Source organism: Vibrio sp. 1CM7H (assembly GCF_023161645.1).
Classification (GTDB): Bacteria; Pseudomonadota; Gammaproteobacteria; order Enterobacterales; family Vibrionaceae; genus Vibrio; species Vibrio diabolicus.
Genome location: NZ_JALNTV010000003.1, coordinates 252,067 through 269,225, shown reverse-complemented (window position 1 = coordinate 269,225; position 17,159 = coordinate 252,067). Strand labels below are relative to the sequence as shown.

14 protein-coding genes are annotated in these 17,159 nt (G+C 44.7%); 6 read left to right on the top strand and 8 right to left on the bottom strand.

Going from position 1 to position 17,159, the window contains the following annotated elements; genetic code table 11:
* Nucleotides 1-11: 11 nt before the first annotated feature.
* The 4 genes from glpK (at nucleotide 12) to MSG33_RS13295 (ending at nucleotide 5,452) form a co-directional block, all read left to right on the top strand.
* Complete coding sequence (gene glpK / locus MSG33_RS13310; protein ID WP_006742415.1) at nucleotides 12-1,529, top strand: glycerol kinase GlpK; 1,518 nt, start codon at nucleotides 12-14, stop codon at nucleotides 1,527-1,529.
* Nucleotides 1,530-1,687: 158 nt separating this feature from the next.
* Nucleotides 1,688-2,479 carry a DeoR/GlpR family transcriptional regulator gene (locus MSG33_RS13305; protein WP_006742414.1) on the top strand — a complete coding sequence of 264 codons (792 nt, stop codon included), beginning with the start codon at nucleotides 1,688-1,690 and terminating at the stop codon, nucleotides 2,477-2,479.
* Nucleotides 2,480-2,655: 176 nt separating this feature from the next.
* Nucleotides 2,656-4,215: a glycerol-3-phosphate dehydrogenase gene (gene glpD / locus MSG33_RS13300; RefSeq protein WP_248381265.1), complete on the top strand. Its 1,560-nt coding sequence runs from the start codon at nucleotides 2,656-2,658 to the stop codon at nucleotides 4,213-4,215.
* Nucleotides 4,216-4,498: 283 nt separating this feature from the next.
* On the top strand, nucleotides 4,499-5,452 hold the full coding sequence (locus MSG33_RS13295) for a CorA family divalent cation transporter (RefSeq protein WP_012841472.1): 954 nt from the start codon (nucleotides 4,499-4,501) through the stop codon (nucleotides 5,450-5,452).
* Nucleotides 5,453-5,524: 72 nt separating this feature from the next.
* Here MSG33_RS13295 and MSG33_RS13290 read toward each other — a convergent pair whose 3' ends face one another.
* The gene (locus MSG33_RS13290; RefSeq protein ID WP_176320105.1) at nucleotides 5,525-6,709 is read right to left on the bottom strand and encodes an NnrS family protein; all 1,185 of its coding nucleotides are present in this window, start codon (nucleotides 6,707-6,709) and stop codon (nucleotides 5,525-5,527) included.
* Nucleotides 6,710-6,893: 184 nt separating this feature from the next.
* Between MSG33_RS13290 and MSG33_RS13285 the strand changes: the two genes are divergently transcribed.
* Nucleotides 6,894-7,445, top strand: coding sequence for a gamma-glutamylcyclotransferase family protein (locus MSG33_RS13285; RefSeq protein ID WP_145532632.1), 552 nt, complete (start codon nucleotides 6,894-6,896; stop codon nucleotides 7,443-7,445).
* Nucleotides 7,446-7,514: 69 nt separating this feature from the next.
* Here the strand turns inward: MSG33_RS13285 and MSG33_RS13280 are convergent, their stop codons facing one another.
* A complete protein-coding gene (locus tag MSG33_RS13280) occupies nucleotides 7,515-7,847 on the bottom strand; it encodes a tRNA-binding protein (protein WP_005494151.1) in 333 nt (110 codons plus the stop codon).
* 176 nt (nucleotides 7,848-8,023) lie between these two features.
* Here MSG33_RS13280 and MSG33_RS13275 point away from each other — a divergent pair, with 176 nt between their 5' ends.
* The gene (locus MSG33_RS13275) at nucleotides 8,024-9,022 is read left to right on the top strand and encodes a substrate-binding domain-containing protein (protein WP_150919329.1); all 999 of its coding nucleotides are present in this window, start codon (nucleotides 8,024-8,026) and stop codon (nucleotides 9,020-9,022) included.
* A 17-nt stretch (nucleotides 9,023-9,039) separates the two neighbouring features.
* Here the strand turns inward: MSG33_RS13275 and MSG33_RS13270 are convergent, their stop codons facing one another.
* The 6 genes from MSG33_RS13270 to MSG33_RS13245 all read right to left on the bottom strand — a co-directional run bounded on the left by MSG33_RS13270 (nucleotide 9,040) and on the right by MSG33_RS13245 (nucleotide 17,077).
* Complete coding sequence (locus MSG33_RS13270; RefSeq protein WP_246833664.1) at nucleotides 9,040-9,756, bottom strand: 3'-5' exonuclease; 717 nt, start codon at nucleotides 9,754-9,756, stop codon at nucleotides 9,040-9,042.
* The gene (locus MSG33_RS13265; RefSeq protein ID WP_248381264.1) at nucleotides 9,746-11,587 is read right to left on the bottom strand and encodes a DUF294 nucleotidyltransferase-like domain-containing protein; all 1,842 of its coding nucleotides are present in this window, start codon (nucleotides 11,585-11,587) and stop codon (nucleotides 9,746-9,748) included. The genes MSG33_RS13270 and MSG33_RS13265 overlap by 11 nt, the downstream gene beginning before the upstream one ends.
* A gap of 62 nt (nucleotides 11,588-11,649) precedes the next feature.
* Nucleotides 11,650-13,281: a sodium/sugar symporter gene (locus tag MSG33_RS13260; RefSeq protein ID WP_182032784.1), complete on the bottom strand. Its 1,632-nt coding sequence runs from the start codon at nucleotides 13,279-13,281 to the stop codon at nucleotides 11,650-11,652.
* A gap of 399 nt (nucleotides 13,282-13,680) precedes the next feature.
* Nucleotides 13,681-14,745 (bottom strand): galactose-1-epimerase, encoded by a 1,065-nt coding sequence (gene galM, locus MSG33_RS13255; protein ID WP_248381263.1) that lies wholly within the window; start codon nucleotides 14,743-14,745, stop codon nucleotides 13,681-13,683.
* A 9-nt stretch (nucleotides 14,746-14,754) separates the two neighbouring features.
* Nucleotides 14,755-15,915 (bottom strand): galactokinase, encoded by a 1,161-nt coding sequence (galK, locus tag MSG33_RS13250; RefSeq protein WP_248381262.1) that lies wholly within the window; start codon nucleotides 15,913-15,915, stop codon nucleotides 14,755-14,757.
* 109 nt (nucleotides 15,916-16,024) lie between these two features.
* Nucleotides 16,025-17,077 carry a UDP-glucose--hexose-1-phosphate uridylyltransferase gene (locus tag MSG33_RS13245; protein WP_140146706.1) on the bottom strand — a complete coding sequence of 351 codons (1,053 nt, stop codon included), beginning with the start codon at nucleotides 17,075-17,077 and terminating at the stop codon, nucleotides 16,025-16,027.
* Nucleotides 17,078-17,159: the final 82 nt, after the last annotated feature.

Below are 17,159 nucleotides of genomic sequence, written 5' to 3'. Positions count from 1 at the left end.
GGATTCTTACCATGACTGAGCAAAAATACATTGTTGCCCTAGACCAAGGTACGACAAGCTCTCGCGCAGTAATTCTTGATCATGACGCGAACATCGTAAGCGTCGCACAGCGCGAATTTACTCAGATTTATCCAGAGGCAGGTTGGGTAGAACATGACCCAATGGAAATCTGGGCAACACAAAGCTCTACGTTGGTAGAAGCTCTAGCTAAGTCTGGCATCCGTAGCGACCAATTGGCGGCTATCGGTATTACTAACCAGCGTGAAACCACCATTGTCTGGAATAAAGAAACAGGCAAACCCGTTTACAATGCGATCGTATGGCAATGTCGCCGTACTGCTGACATCTGTGAAGATTTAAAAGCGCGTGGTCTAGAAAACTACGTACGTGACAACACAGGTTTGGTGCTTGACCCTTACTTCTCAGGAACCAAAGTGAAATGGATTCTGGACAATGTTGAAGGCGCGCGCGAAGACGCAGAAGCAGGCAAATTGTTGTTCGGTACCGTCGATACTTGGTTAGTTTGGAAGATGACTCAAGGCCGCGTTCACGTGACCGACTACACTAACGCATCGCGTACCATGCTATTTAACATCAACGATCTATGTTGGGATCAGAAAATGTTAGATGAGCTTGGTATCCCAGCATCTATGATGCCAGAAGTAAAACGTTCATCGGAAGTTTACGGTAAGACCAACATTGGTGGTAAAGGCGGTACTCGTATTCCTATTTCTGGTATTGCTGGTGACCAACAAGCTGCGCTTTACGGCCAAATGTGTGTTGAAGCGGGTCAGGCGAAAAACACTTACGGCACGGGTTGTTTCTTGCTAATGAATACGGGCCAAGAAAAAGTCACTTCGACGCACGGCCTACTGACAACTTTGGCTTGTGGTCCGAAAGGTGAGCCTGCTTATGCGCTTGAAGGTGCCGTATTCATGGGTGGTGCTTCTATCCAATGGCTACGTGATGAATTAAAAATCCTGAACGGTGCAGAAGACTCTGAATATTTCGCAACCAAAGTGGATACCTCAAACGGCGTTTATGTCGTGCCTGCCTTTACTGGTTTAGGCGCACCATACTGGGATGCCTACGCACGTGGCACGATTGTCGGCCTTACTCGCGGCGTGAACTCAAACCACATTATCCGTGCGACTTTGGAAGGCATCGCTTACCAAACTCGTGACGTACTGGATGCGATGCAAGCCGATTCAGGTATTAAGTTGGCGAATCTTCGCGTCGATGGCGGTGCGGTAGCGAACAACTTCCTAATGCAGTTCCAATCCGATGTATTGAATACAGAAGTACACCGCCCTCAAGTAACAGAAGTGACGGCTCTTGGTGCAGCCTACCTTGCAGGCCTTGCCGTGGGTTACTGGGACAGCATTGACGAGTTGCAGAATAAAGCGGTGCTTGATCGCACGTTTGAGCCGCACGATGATGAAGAAAAGCGCAATCGTCGTTACAAGGGTTGGAAACGCGCAGTGAAATGTGCGCAAACCTGGTCTGAACTTCACGACGAAGAAGATTAATCTCACCTCCATACGAAAAAAGAGCGCCATTTGTGCGCTCTTTTTGCGCTTTGCCCCTGATTCCTGAACTCGCTTACTTCTCACAACGCGCAAATTCGAGCACAATAGAGCTTCGAATTTGAAGCATTGGCCGTTACCAATGCACAAGGGAGTGGTAAGTGAAGCAAATACCTCGACACCAACAGATTGTTGAGTTGGTGAAAAAACAAGGCTATGTCAGCACGGATGAGTTGGTAGAAAGATTCAATGTCAGCCCACAAACCATCCGACGCGATCTTAATGAACTCGCCGACGACAACAAAATTCGTCGTTATCACGGTGGTGCAACCATCCCTCTCAGTTCTGAAAACACATCTTACAACACGCGTAAAGCGCTCAACTTCAATGAAAAAGATGTCATTGCAGACGAGGTGGTCAAGCACATTCCTGATGGCGCGACTCTATTTATTGATATCGGCACCACACCAGAAGCGGTTGCGCGAGCGCTCAATAAAAACCATAAACAGCTACGCGTGGTTACCAACAATATCAACGTGGCAACCATTCTCTTCCCCAACCCAGAGATCAAAGTCATCTTAGCTGGCGGTGAAGTTCGAAGTCGCGATGGAGGCATTGTTGGAGAAGCCACTCTCGACTTCGTTAAACAGTTCCGTCTCGACTTTGGCATTCTTGGCATCAGTGGTATCGACTTTGATGGCTCGCTATTAGACTTTGATTACCACGAAGTCAGGGTCAAACAAGCGATCATCGACAACAGCCGCAGTGTATTTCTCGCCGTCGACCACACCAAATTTGGGCGGAATGCCATGGTGAAGCTAGGCAATATCGCTCAGCTCAACATGATCTTTACCAACAAGCAGCCACCAGAAGAAATCTTGTCGATTTTAAAAGAAGCTTCAATTCCGCTTGAAGTCGTTGAAGCGAACGAGACAAACTTCGAAAACGAGTAGTTCCAGTCATTAATTTGCCTCTCAAATGACCTCTGTCTTAATTAGGCAGAGGTTTTTTTGTGCCTAAATCACACAAAACGCTCACAAACGAAAATAATAGATGATCACAAACGAAACCTAAGCTAGGATTAGATCATGTTCCAAAATGCTCGTTCGCTCACCAAGAGGTCAAATTTATGAGTATACAAAAAAATGCTTCCACTACTAGCTCATCCACTACCTTAGACTTGATCGTAATTGGTGGCGGCATTAACGGGGCTGGTATTGCGGCAGACGCAGCTGGCCGCGGTTTGAGTGTTGGCTTATACGAAGCAAGTGACTTCGCGTCCGCTACTTCTTCGGCAAGTTCTAAACTGATCCACGGCGGTTTACGCTACCTTGAACACTACGAGTTTCGTTTGGTTTCGGAAGCGCTCGCAGAACGTGAAGTTATTCTTCGCAAAGCGCCTCACGTTGCCCTACCAATGCGTTTCCGTTTGCCTCATCGCCCATTCCTACGCCCAGCTTGGATGATTCGCTGTGGTCTGTTCCTTTACGATAACTTGGGTAAACGTACGACTCTGCCAGGCAGCAAAACCGTCAACTTAGCGAAATCGGGCTTGCTAAAACCAGAAATGAAAACCGGTTTCGAATACTCTGACTGTTGGGTTGATGACGCGCGTTTAGTATTACTTAACGTTCTGGCTGCTCGTGAAAACCATGCAGAAGTACGTAACTACTGCCGCGTAGAAAAAGCACACCGTGAAGGTGGTATCTGGCATGTCACAATTCATGACGTGATGACAGACCAACGTTTCGAACGCAAAGCAAAAGCACTAGTAAACGCAGCTGGCCCTTGGGTAAAACAGTTCTTTGATGATGGATTAGAGCAAGCCTCTCCTCGTAACATTCGCTTAATCAAAGGCTCGCACATCGTTGTTCCTCGTATCCACAACGAACCGCAAGCCTACATTCTTCAAAACAAAGACAACCGCATCGTATTTATGATTCCTTACTTAGATAAGTTCTCAATCATTGGTACAACAGATGTGGAATACAAAGGTGACCCACGCGAAGTGGCGATCTCAGATGACGAAGTCGATTACCTCATCGATATCGTAAACCAACACTTTGTCCACCAGCTGACTCACGAAGATGTGGTTTGGACATACAGCGGTGTTCGTCCTTTATGTGACGATGAATCTGACTCTCCGCAAGCGATCACACGAGACTACACGCTAGAACTCGATGCGGAATACGACCATGCACCTCTGCTTTCTGTCTTTGGTGGTAAGCTGACGACCTACCGTAAGCTGGGTGAAGCGGCAATGAAAAAGCTGGCTCCTTTCCTACCAGAGATGGGAAGCGACTGGACGGCAAATCAAACCCTACCTGGTGGTAACTTCAGCTGTAGTCGTGAACAATTAGCTAAACAAATTCATGCTAAATACGCTTGGGCGCCAGAAGCATTGATTCTTCGTTACGTAACACAATTTGGTACCCAAACGTGGAACTTAATGGAAGGCACAGCAAGCGAAGCTGACCTTGGACACGCGTTCTCATCGCAAGCCGGCGGTGTTTACCAACGTGAGATCGACTACTTAATGAACCATGAAATGGCAATGACCGATGAAGACATTTTGTGGCGTCGTACCAAACTTGGTCTGTACATGAACGATGAAGAAAAGCAGGCTTTATCGGACTATTTAAAAGAAAAGCTACAACAGAAAGTGGTTAATCTTTCTCAAGTTGGCTAACTGCTCCTCTCCACCCCACTAGAAAGCCTGCCTAGCTGCAGGCTTTTTTATTTTGCTGTTTTTACACCACACTTTGGCTTGCTTCACTTGATTACAAATAAGAGCAACTATTCATAGACATTTAGCGTTAAATGCAATCATACTCATTTGAATAATTATCCCTGAATAACTTCATGGCGCTGGGTTCAGAACGTTATCACTGATGCACTTCCCGGAAAAAATGCAGTGGAAGAACAGGCTCTTTCCGAGTTATTTGGGGAAAGGCTCAGACAAGGAAAAGAAAATGGGTTTTATGATTGAACATTGGGATTTTTCAACCCCAGAAGCAACTCAGCAATCCACAACGGCGGAGCAGATTCAAGCCAAACATTGGTACCATTGTGAACGGCTGCATCCCGATATTCGTGGCTGGCTAGAGCAAAACCAAGTACCACGTGCCACTGTTGATCACCTGTTAGCCGACGAAAGCCGACCGTCTTTCCACCCTTTGGATGACGAGAACTTCATGTTGATTTTACGAGGCGTCAATATGAATGGCGATGCTTCACCAGAAGACATGCTCAGTATTCGAATTCTCTATTTTCAAGGCGCACTGATTTCAACACGTAAGATCCCATCGCGTGCCATCATGGAAATTCGTCAAGCCTTGGCGGAACACAAAGGTCCGAAAAGCCTTGCTGGTTTACTTCATCAGATTATTGAAGGATTAAATAGCAAAATAGACGTTTACCTTGATACGATTGAAGAGACGTTAAACCAGTTTGATGTGAATGATGAATCGACGTACAAGCATATGGCGACTCAAAAAGCGCTTATTTCCATCAAACGTTTTATTCGCCCTCAGCAATATGCTATTCGTGATCTCGTTGAATCAGAGTCCGAGTTGGTGGCTTTAAGGCCCCATCAATATCGCTTCGCCCACAATAATATTACGCGCATAAATGAAACACTTGAGTTTTATCTTGGAGAAGTCGCACTCTTTCAAGAAGAAATCAAACATCATCGTGACGAGAAAACTAATAAAAACAGTTATCTATTTACCTTGGTGGCGACTATTTTCTTGCCAACCAGCTTCCTAACAGGTTTGCTTGGCATCAACATTGGCGGTATGCCAGGCGTGGAATCCGCCATGGCGTTCACCTGGTTCTGTATCGCTTTAATTGTCATCTTTGCTCTAGAGTGGTGGCTATTCAAACGCTTGGGGTTCACGAATAAAACGGACGACGAAGACGAATAAGCGCTAATCCTATAAAGAACAAAAATCAAAAGAGGAGCGCGCGGTTCCTCTTTCTCTACTCACATTAGCGCCCTATCCGGGATGACCATCAACGCGAGGGGTAATAAGCATCACGCCAAAGCGCCAAACAAACAGGCCAAATGCGACAATCCACAATCCGCCACTGATATTAATCCACAGCATCATATTGGCAGGATCAAATATCACGGCAAAACTGCGAACCAAAGCTGCCGCGGTAATCGCCGCAAACGCGAGGCTCATGTTCGGACCTTTGTAGATCATGCGACCAGTATGTCCCATCGTCACGCGTGCAATCATCGCTAAAATCAAGCCGCCTAATGCACCTATCGCAAACAGGTGAATGAGGTTATGGCTGGCAAATGCATCTCCCCAAGTGCCTCGCAAAATTAAGCTTAGTGGCAAACACAAATACGCAGCATGCAGCGACCACACTAAAGGCTCGCTCAGGGTTAACCAAGGTTTCCAGCGAACAAAACGCACCAACTGAGCAACTCCTGCAAACAGCATCAACGGATTGCCTAATTCTGCAAACGTCACAGGGAAAAAGCTCAGCACAAATAGCATTACCAACGGCAAGTTCGCGAACCATTCTAACCAAGCCAGTGGTTGCGCTTTTTCGAAATTAAATCGACGCGCAGTAAAGAATGGAATCACACGTCCGCCCATGACCGACAATAACAGCGTAAACCACCACAACATCGCCTGCCATACAGCAGAAGAGCTAAACGGCGGCATGCCTTTTATTGTTGCGTAGCTTGCAAAGTTCGCAAAAATGGCCAAAAGAAACAGCGGTACAAAAAACAGATTACGCCAACCTTTGGCTCGATAAACACGAATGCCTACCTCATAGGCAACAAACAACAAAAATACCGCTTCAATGCTGCTGGTTAACCATAACGGCGCTGACGTCCAAAGCAATATTCGGGGCGCGAGCCATAAGCCAAATAAGACCAAAAGCGTGTAATGCTTGGTGCCATTAATGCCAGTCCAGTTTTGTACCGCAGTCAGTACAAAACCAACCACAATCGCCATCGAAAAGCCGAACAACATTTCATGAACGTGCCACCATAATGCCGGTACAGCTAATGCGTTTGGCTGTCCGCTCTGGAATATCCACACCCACAACGCGATCGCAACAATGGCGTAAATCGACCCAAACAGAAAAAACGGCCGAAAGCCTAGTCGCAGCCATGCAGGGATTTTTTCTTCCACTTTTTTATCGGTGATATTCAGCATTATCTTGCCCTCAAGCGTCTCTCGATGCTGGTTAACTCAACTACAATATTGATGCTACCATAAACATGTATAAAAAATACATGTTAATAGTTAAGATTATACTTAAGAGGTAAAGTTGTGCTTCAGAGGCGGGTTAGGTATAAACGGTGAGAGACACAACCATCAGTTAAGGGATGCAAAGACAATGTACATATTTGGCTATGGCAGTTTGATTAATTCTGCGTCACGTAAGTTAACCGGACAAACGGGAGAAGCCATTCCCGTCATTGCTCATGGACTGGTGCGCTACTGGGGAAAGATTGATGACAGCTATACTCTGTCTCCTCTGGTTGTAAACCAAGGCGATGGGCAGGTCAACGGCGTTTTACTCGAAGTGAATGAAGAGGCTCTCGCAGAATTCGATCGCCGTGAGCGTGGTTATCATCGTATTCAAATTCAGCCAGATCAAATAGAAACGGACGCGAACTTTAACCAAGAACATAGCATCTGGGTTTACGTAAAAGACGAGCCATTACCACCGTGCGTCAAAAGCCCAATCATGCAAAGCTATGTCGATACCGTGCTAGCAGGTTGCTTAGAAGTATCTCATGCGTTTGCAGAGCATTTTGTGCGTCACACCATTGGCTGGCAACACGCAAAAGAAAATGACCGCCACCAACCTAAATATGGCAACCTTGCAGGCGTGCAAAAGCATCATTACGAGTTGATTGATAATCTGATTGCCCAAAATTCGTAGCTCAATCCCATCTGTAAAAACAGCTCTAAACTAAGAGCTGTTTTTACAATAGAGCGACCAGTGAACTGATTAAACAATTCTCACCCCAGTCGGCATCGCTCTTTCTGGAGTTAGCAACACACTTTCGGATTCATCATCCGTTTCTGCGCACAACAACATACATTCTGAGGTTTCACCGCGCATTTTGGCTTTGGCAAGATTACACAACACGACCACTTGTTTGCCCATCAACTCTTCCTCGGTGTAATAAGGTACTAGGCTGGTTACGGTTTGCAGTGTTTTTTCACCAATATCAATTTGCACAATGTACAGCTTGTCTGCATTTTGATGGCGAGCCACTTCAATGATTTTTCCGGTACGAATTTCCAGTTTGGCAAAATCTGAGTAAGCGATAGTTTCCATAATTAAAACCTCAGTAAAGTTTTACTAAAAAGATAACGTTTACACTATCAGTAAGCTTAATAAATACAAGTGGTAAAGATCTCATTTCCGAAAGCAAATCCCCTATCAAATTGCACTTATTACACAATGGGTGTTTAATACTTCCAGTCAAAATTTTTAGCCACTAAAGGTTCTATATGGCAACGATCAAGGATGTCGCGAAAGAAGCCGGTGTTTCGGTCGCAACGGTTTCTCGCGTGATCAACAAGTCCCCAAAAGCCAGTCAATCATCGGTAGAGTCGGTCACCAAAGCAATGAGCAAATTGGGTTACAGACCTAATGCCGCAGCTCGTGCACTGGTGAGCCAAAGCACAAATACCATGGGTGTGTTGGTGAGTGATGTGTCCGATCCTTTCTTCGGCACGCTGGTCAAATCCGTCGATAATATCGCGCGCGAAAATGGCAAACATATCTTGATTGGCAACGGGTATCACAATCCAGATGATGAGCGTCAAGCCCTAGAATTGCTGATCAACAGCCGTTGCGATGCAATAGTCATCCACTCGAAAGGCTTATCTGATGATGAGCTAATTGGCTACGCCCAAGAAGTAAAAGGTATGGTGCTTATCAATCGTCATATCCCAGAGCTAGCCGAACGCTGTATTTCCCTTGATAACCGCAAGGGGGCATTCCTCGCGACAGAATATTTAATTCGTCACGGGCATCGCAAAATCGCTTGCATTGCCTCATCCCATGACATCGAAGATACCGATGAGCGATTGCAAGGTTACCAAGCCGCATTGAAAGAACATGGTATTGAACTCTCCAAAAGCTACATCGAATACGGTGAGCCCAATAGTGATGGTGGCGAAGTTGCGATGACCAATCTGTTAACCAAATCTTTGGAGATTACTGGAGTGGTGGCCTACAACGACTACATGGCCGCTGGCGCACTGGCAGCGTTGGATCAAAATGGCATTGACGTACCAAGTAAGGTTTCTATGGTCGGGTTCGATGATGGCTTGATCGCCCGCTTTGTTCACCCTAGCCTGACCACTATTCGCTATCCAATCGAGATGATGGCAGAACGCGCCGCCCGTTTGGCTTTGGCGCTATCTCGTGACGAAAAAGTTGAAGACGAAACCATTATTTTTAGCCCAACTTTAGTACGAAGAAATTCTGTCGAGCGTTGTTGATATATATGCGTTAAATGTTAGCGCGAAGCATTAACTAAAACATGTAATGGCGCAGATGAAAGGCCAAACAAGCAATTAATCTGTGCTAGATATAGTTCGGCAGTCGCTATCGCATCATTTAGTGCATTGTGGGCTTGATATGTTGGTAGGTTGAGTTCCTTTCGAATTGAACTTAACCGCCAGTCAGACCGAGTAGGTCTCAGTTGGGTGCGATATTGCTCGATTTTTAATGTATCTAACCATATTAATGGCAACTTCAAATTCTGGTACTTCATCTTGATGTATTGCTCTAAAAACCTCTGCTCCATAATGCAGCCATGTGCAACAAGAATTTTACCAGCAATTACATCCAGCAACTGAGTAAAAGCAACTTGTTCTGAAATCCCCGATACATGCAACGTTTCAGGCCTGATATGGTGAACTTTGACTGACTCATGACAAATATCAATTGCATGATTAATGAAGATATGACGTGCACTGTTTAGACGAATATTGCTGTTTCGAATTTCGACCCATCCAATACTGATTACTCTATCTACTTCAGGATTAAATCCTGTCGTTTCAAAGTCCAAGACTAACGTGTCTAACTCTCTAGCATCCGATAAAGCGCTAGGTAGAGGCGTATTTCCTATAGAGTTAAATACATCTGGCAAGCTAGATTTTTCTAGTTCTCTGCGCACGTGTTCTAGATGTTCAATTGACTGGAATGAGTAGCCAAACATACTAAGAGCCAAATTTCATTTTTAACGTGTCTTGATAACCGCGTATTATGCGAAAAGCATCTTTGAGGTGTTGTCTTTCAAAGCTACCAAAATGCTCAGGAAATATAGCATTCGTTACTGGCTTTCCACCTTGTAAGCATTGCAGCTGATGTGAGTAACGTAATTGCGTTACATAACGATAAGTCCCTATCAAGTCTTGATGTGAAGTGCTATTAATCAATCCTGTATCATACGCAAAATCGAATCTTTCTTCCGTAGACAACATACCTCCGCCTTTATGAAGAGCATAAATTCTAGCGATATCGACCACCAGACCAATCGCAGACTTTTTAATATTCAGCGATTTTTCGTTGTGACCATTGTTTTCTAACACTAAGTTATTGAATATCCCTAGTGGTGGACGGTGTGATATTAAATTTCTAACTAAGGCTGCGATTAAATGAGGGTTATTTTTGGTACACCGCTCGCGTTCACTATTTAGTTCATCAAATAGTGACCTATCCCCGGAAATAAAGCGCACTTCAAGGAAGACATTAAGATTTAGTAACATATTGTACTCTGGATTGTTCGCCCATTTTCTGTAGAGCTGCTTCCAGATAAATAATGGTTGATTCCACTTTGGTGTAGCCGCCATAAAACGCCCATTACACAAAGGATACCCGCATTCCGCTAACCCTTTACATATATACATAGCAAAATGTCGAAAGTAAATTCGGTCACTTTCTGTTGCTGAGTCATCAAGTACTAAAGCGTTATCTTGATCAGAACCTAAGTGAACCTCTCCTCTCGCATGTGAGCCTGCAGCTAGCCAAGCGTAATTACAAGGAGGTAAACCCAAGTTTCTTTCTGCTAATTTAATTAATCGACAGGTAAAGGCATCATAAATCATCATTAAAACTTGCCCTATTACATTGGCTGGCAAATGCGATTCTATCATTGCCTCAAACACCGACTGACGTTCTTTTACTAACAATGAAAGCGATTCTAAGCTTTTACACTTACTGATTTTTTCAATCAAAAAAACAGCCTGGATGCCGTGCCTCTGAACTAACTCTTGAGGGCTAATCAAACCTAAAACCTGTTTATTTTTGTCAATAACGGGGATATTACGAATATTGTGTTTCATCATCAGATTGAGCGCAGAAATAACTGGCTCATCTTGGTCAACACTCTGAGGATGAGCGTTCATAATATCCTCAACAGGTCTATAGATATTAAACGCCTCAGCAACCACTCTACTTGTCATGTCAGTCTCGGTAACCACTCCAACCAATGCAGTGTCATTGGTAACCAAGGCACAAGTGCAACCTTTTTTACTCATGATTTGTGCCACTTGCTGGATACTTTGGTTTGTATGCACCACCACAACATTATGATTGGCTAAATCTCTAGCCCTTTTAAAAAACAGGCTTTTTTCTGCTTGTGAATACTGTGCATTAATACCGGAAGTGAGACGTTGACTTGCACGAATTGCAAGCTGGTTAACAACATTTTCAAAATTCGAAGCTTCTTGTAGTAAGAACGAATAATTAATTTTATATATTAAACAATTTTCAATGGTTTTTACTTTATATTTATCCTGTTCTAAATTAAATCCAAATACATCATTATCGCCTAATCTAGCTCTTAATTCACCATTAGGAAATCGCTGTTCGATAACTCCAGACCGAATAATATATAAATTTTTTTCTTCAGGCATGACTAAGGAGATACTCTCTCCTTTTCCCCAATAAACAATATCCGTGTTCGTAGCGATAGCATCAAGAACATGGTCAGGAAGTAAATGAAATGGCTCTATCGTTTTAAAAAAAGAAACGACATTTGGCAGCAAGGTTGAATCCATATGACACTCTTTTAATTAGAAAAACTCCGCTCATAAAAGAGCGGAGTATGATAAAGAATGGTTTACCAGAACAATGTATATAACACTGCCAAAACAATCATTATACCGTAAGCTGCGATATTGAAGCTTCGATCTGTTACAAACATCGATGATGTAACACTAATACCTTTAGGGTCATCATCATTAATTGATGTGCTCAAACTTGTAAATGCGATCACAACAATTGTAAACAATAATGTATATAGCATTTGATCCATAAACGGCATGGCTAGTGGCATAAATTTCAAGAACAAAGCAAATGGTATTGATGCTACGACACCAATAATAGCCCCTTTACTGGTTGTTTTCTTCCAAAATAAGCCAAGTAAGAATACAGCCAAAATGCCAGGGCTAACTAAACCTGTATATTCTTGGATGTATTGGAATGCCTGGCCAATACCACCTAACATTGGGGCAATTAGGCAGGCAATAATCAATGCCGCAACAGCCGCAGTACGCCCAACGTTCACCAGCTTGTGGTCTCCGGAGTCTGGGGAGATATACTCTTTGTAAATATCCATGGTGAAGATAGTGGCAGTTGAGTTAAGCATTGATGCTAGTGAAGAAACAATTGCAGCAGCAAGAGCCGCAAAAACAACCCCTTTAACACCAACAGGCAAGAATTGAGTCAACCAAGGATATGCTTTATCCGCATGAGCAGCACTTGGAAGGTTTGTTGCTGCAATATCACCAAGACTTGCCATTAGTTTTGGGTCCGAAGTAATAACGTAAGCGGCAATACCTGGCAATACCACGAGAAACGGAACGATAAGTTTCAAAAACGCTGCAAAAACAATACCTTTCTGAGCTTCCGATACTGATTTTGCAGCAAGTGTTCTTTGAATAATGTACTGGTTAAAGCCCCAGTAATATAAGTTTGCTACCCAAAGACCACCAATTAATACGGCAATACCAGGAAGGTTCATGTATTGTGGATTACTTTGATCCAAGATCATCTCAAAGTGGCCTGGAGCGGCATCGACCATTTTAGACAACCCAGCGAACCAACCGTCCGTACCACCAATAAAACTCACTGCCATGTAGGTAGTCATAAAACCACCCAAAACTAAGAAGAACACTTGGATGACATCGGTCCATACTACTGCCGATAAACCACCGTAAATTGAGTACACCAACGCAAACAGCGCAAGACCTAGAATTGAGTACATCAACGGAATACCCAAAATGGTTTCGAGAGCCAAACCACCTAAATACAGTACTGAAGTTAGGTTTACAAAAATGTACAAGGAAATCCAAAAAACGGCCAAAATTGTTTTTAGTTTTTTATTGAAGCGTTTTTCAACAAATTCAGGAATGGTATAGATTCCTTTTTCAATGAAAATAGGTAGAAAGTACTTACCAACAATAATCAATGTTATTGCCGACATCCATTCATAAGATGCGATAGCCAAGCCGATTGAATAGCCTGAACCAGACATTCCTATAAATTGTTCCGCAGAAATATTTGCAGCAATTAGCGAAGCACCGACAGCCCACCAAGGCAAAGATTTTCCCGCCAAGAAATAATCTTCCGTACTTTTCTGAGTGCCTTTTTTATCACGAGATACCCAAAGTCCGACCCCAATGATAATTGCGACATAAATGGCGAAGACCATTATGTCGATAAAGCTTAGACCATGTTCTATATTCGACATCAGTTTCATCCTGTAGTTTTGTTTACGCCGCAAAGTGTAAACGTTACCACTCAAATGAAATGTAACTCAAATCACACATATTGATACATATTACGCTAAAAACCTTATAACGAGCTAAAGATCACAAATATTAAGAGAAGTATCATTTAATTAATACTCTCTAAAATCAACAAAAATGTAAACGATAACAATAAAGGTAAAACGAAGAGTAATAAGTAGGAAATTACGGGGATCATCCACCGTACAGTATTGTGTCGAAAGTGAGGTAAGTGATTTAAACTTCCTAGTAAAAATACATATCAAAAACAAAAAAGGTGGGCATGTAGCCCACCATAACACCCAAAGTCGTTGGAGTTGCAGCATCGCTGCCGCTGCAAGTTCAAAGGGTAGAAGTGCTATCTAAAATTCAAACTGATAAGTAGTTCGATGCTGATAGCAATCCCCAGAGCTCAACACCCCATTGTTGAGTCCCCATTCTGGTTTGTTTGGCCCGTCTGGAAAGTACTGCGTTTCCAATGCTAGGCCGTCATAGCGTTCGTAAGTTTTACTTGCACCGGGCGTACCGGCTAAGAAATTACCTGAATAAAACTGGATGGCAGGCTTGGTGGTTTTCACTTTCATCACCACATCTTCTTTTGGTGCAATTAAAACCGCAGCGACAGACACGCCATCAGTCACTTCAGGCATGAAGACAAAGGCGTGATCGTAGCCACCAGCAGTTTTCTGATCTTGCTCGGCAAGAAATTCTTGGCCAATCGATTTTGGCTCGGTGAAGTCGAAACTGGTACCCGAAACTGGCTTTTGTTCACCGGTAGGAATTAACCCCGCATCCGTTGGCAAGTAATGCCCAGCATTGAGCTGTAAAGTATGATCCAAACTTTTCGCGCGGCTCGCCTCACCAGCCAAGTTAAAGTAGGCGTGATTGGTTAAATTCACTGGTGATGTTTTGTCGGTCTTAGCATCATAGGCGATAGCTAGTTCATTCTCGTCAGTGAGCGTGTACGTCACCTTCACATAGAGGTTTCCCGGATAGCCTTGGTCACCGTCCGGTGAGCGAAGTGAAAAAGTGACCTGTTGATCATTTTGCTCTTCAACCTTCCAGCGGCGTTTATCAAACCCTTCTAGGCCACCGTGCAGTGAGTTTTCACCGTTATTGATACCAAGTTGATACTTCTCTCCGTCTATCTCAAACTGCCCCTTCGCAATTCGGTTAGCAAAGCGGCCAACAATGGAACCGAAGTAAGCGTCTTGCTTCATGTGTTCAGCCATATTTGGTGAGCGCAACAACACTTCACGGTTTTCACCATTTACCGGTAATGTGCAACTCAACCATGTCGCACCGATATCCATAAACGACGCTGTCATACCATTCGCGTTGGTCAAATGAATCAGATTCGCAGTTTGGCCATCAAACGACGGCGTTTGCGCCATCGCTTGTTCTAGTTGTTGAAAATAGGCTTTCATCATCATTCCTTACAGCACTTCAACCAAACCCGCACCATTTTGGGCTTGGCAAACATAAATCGACTCTTTTAAGCCCGTAGCCGCTTGGTACTTCGCTTCAACTTCCGCTTTCACGTCATCAACCAGTGCTGGCGGTACAAGTGCCACGATGCAACCACCAAAGCCACCGCCAGTCATGCGCACGCCGCCTTGATCGCCGATCACCTCTTTGACTATCTCCACCAGCGTATCGATTTCTTTTACCGTAATTTCGAAATCATCGCGCATCGAGGCATGAGACTCGGCCATCAGCTCGCCCATACGCTTCATGTCGTGTGCTCGTAGCGCTTGTGCCGCTTCCACAGTACGATCATTTTCTGTGATGACGTGACGTGCACGCTTGGCCACCATTTCATCCAGCTCAGCGACTTTCTCGTTGAACCGCTCAATCGTCACATCACGCAAAGCTTTCACACCGAAAATACGCGCCGCTTCTTCACATTGCTGACGACGAGTGTTGTATTCGCTGTCGACCAAACCACGTTTTTTATTCGAGTTTATGATCACGACTGCCATGTCTTCTGGCATAGAGACTGCTTCAGTTTCAAGGCTACGGCAATCTAATAGCATCGCATGATTTTCACGCCCTTCCGCTGAAATCATTTGATCCATGATGCCGCAGTTGCAACCGACGAATTCGTTCTCAGCTTGCTGACCGTTTAACGCAATTTCGGCTTGGCTGATCTCAAGATTGAACAGCACTTTGAACGTCTGGCCAATCACCACTTCCAACGCCGCCGATGAGCTCAAACCCGCGCCTTGAGGTACGTTGCCGCTGACTGAAATATCCGCCCCAGTAAACTGGTAGCCACGCGCCAGAAGACACTTCACCACGCCGCGAATGTAGTTCGCCCACATTTTGTCTTGCTGGAAGGTAATGGCTTGCGTGATATCGAATTCGTCCATTGCGTTACCGTAATCGACCGACACCACACGCACGATATTGTCTTCACGCTTTGCCGCCGCCACGACCGTTTGGTAGTTAATGGCACACGGTAGGACAAAACCATCGTTGTAATCGGTGTGCTCACCAATCAAGTTCACACGACCAGGCGCTTGGATAATATGGCTAGGTGCGTAGCCCAATACTTGCTCAAATGACGCTTTCACATTTTGGATAAGTTCAGACATAGGGACGTTCTCTTAAAATAGTAATTTGTGTGGGATAGCGCGTTGAGCCTAACTTTCTATCTGTAAAGTCGCGCTATCCCGTTATTCGTAATCAGTCCAATTTAAAGACTTAGCATTCTTTGTAGTGGACATCACTCACATCACGCAGACGCTGCGCCGCTTGCTCTGCGGTAAGGTCACGTTGGCTTTCTGCCAGCATTTCGTAGCCCACCATGAACTTACGAACCGTGGCACTGCGCAGCAGTGGCGGATAAAAAAGCGCATGAAGCTGCCAATGGTCGATGTCTGTGTCTTGGTCAAAAAACGGCGCGTAGTGCCAGCCCATCGAGTAAGGGAAAGAGCATTGGAATAAATTGTCGTAACGGCTGGTCAGCTTCTTAATCGCTAGCGCTAAATCGTCTCGTTGCTCATCGCTGAGTTCGCTCATGCGACGAATGTGCGTTTTCGGCAACAACATGGTTTCGAACGGCCAAGCAGCCCAGTAAGGCACCACCGCCAGCCAGTGTTCGGTTTCCACCACAATACGTGAACCGTCTTTGAGTTCCGCTTGTACGTAATCCACCAGCAAGTTGCTGCCGTGTTCTTGGTAGTAGGCTTTTAGGTTGTGCTCTTTACGCTCGATTTCATTTGGTAAGAAGCTGTTCGCCCAGATTTGACCGTGCGGATGAGGCTGAGAACAGCCCATGGTTTCGCCTTTGTTTTCGAACGCCTGAACCCAAACGTACTCTTTGCCGAGCTCTTCAATTTGCTCATTCCATGTATCAATCACGCCGCGAATTTTATCCACTGGTAGTTCCGGTAAGGTTTTGCTGTGATCTGGCGAGAAGCAAATCACTCGGCTCAAACCACGCACGCCTTGCGTTTTGAATAGCGGGTTGTTTGACTCCGGTGCATCTGGTGAATCCACCATCAGCGCAGCAAAATCGTTATTGAACACATAGGTGCCTTGGTAGTCTGGATTAACATCGCCAGAGATACGTTCGTTGGTTGGACAAAGGAAACATTTACCGTCATAGCTTGGTAGCTCATCCAATGCGGGCTTTTCATCTGCGCCGCTCCAAGGGCGTTTTGCACGGTGAGGTGAAACCAAAATCCATTGCCCAGTCAGAGGGTTGTAACGGCGGTGTGGATGATCCACTGGGTTAAATTCGACATTCGACATGTTACTTACTCAACTCTTTAAAATTCTTCAAACTCAGCTTCCCAAAACCGTGAGAAGCGCAGATGGCAACGCGGCGACTGTA

What these genes read in the sequence shown, in the direction of transcription:
- MSG33_RS13290 (WP_176320105.1), bottom strand. Translation starts at nt 6,709, where the DNA reads ATGCTGAATATCACCGATAAAAAAGTGGAAGAAAAAATCCCTGCATGG.
- MSG33_RS13275 (WP_150919329.1), top strand. Translation starts at nt 8,024, where the DNA reads ATGGCAACGATCAAGGATGTCGCGAAAGAAGCCGGTGTTTCGGTCGCA.
- MSG33_RS13280 (WP_005494151.1), bottom strand. Translation starts at nt 7,847, where the DNA reads ATGGAAACTATCGCTTACTCAGATTTTGCCAAACTGGAAATTCGTACC.
- galK (WP_248381262.1), bottom strand. Translation starts at nt 15,915, where the DNA reads ATGTCTGAACTTATCCAAAATGTGAAAGCGTCATTTGAGCAAGTATTG.
- glpK (WP_006742415.1), top strand. Translation starts at nt 12, where the DNA reads ATGACTGAGCAAAAATACATTGTTGCCCTAGACCAAGGTACGACAAGC.
- MSG33_RS13295 (WP_012841472.1), top strand. Translation starts at nt 4,499, where the DNA reads ATGGGTTTTATGATTGAACATTGGGATTTTTCAACCCCAGAAGCAACT.
- MSG33_RS13285 (WP_145532632.1), top strand. Translation starts at nt 6,894, where the DNA reads ATGTACATATTTGGCTATGGCAGTTTGATTAATTCTGCGTCACGTAAG.
- MSG33_RS13245 (WP_140146706.1), bottom strand. Translation starts at nt 17,077, where the DNA reads ATGTCGAATGTCGAATTTAACCCAGTGGATCATCCACACCGCCGTTAC.
- MSG33_RS13260 (WP_182032784.1), bottom strand. Translation starts at nt 13,281, where the DNA reads ATGTCGAATATAGAACATGGTCTAAGCTTTATCGACATAATGGTCTTC.
- glpD (WP_248381265.1), top strand. Translation starts at nt 2,656, where the DNA reads ATGAGTATACAAAAAAATGCTTCCACTACTAGCTCATCCACTACCTTA.
- galM (WP_248381263.1), bottom strand. Translation starts at nt 14,745, where the DNA reads ATGAAAGCCTATTTTCAACAACTAGAACAAGCGATGGCGCAAACGCCG.
- MSG33_RS13265 (WP_248381264.1), bottom strand. Translation starts at nt 11,587, where the DNA reads ATGGATTCAACCTTGCTGCCAAATGTCGTTTCTTTTTTTAAAACGATA.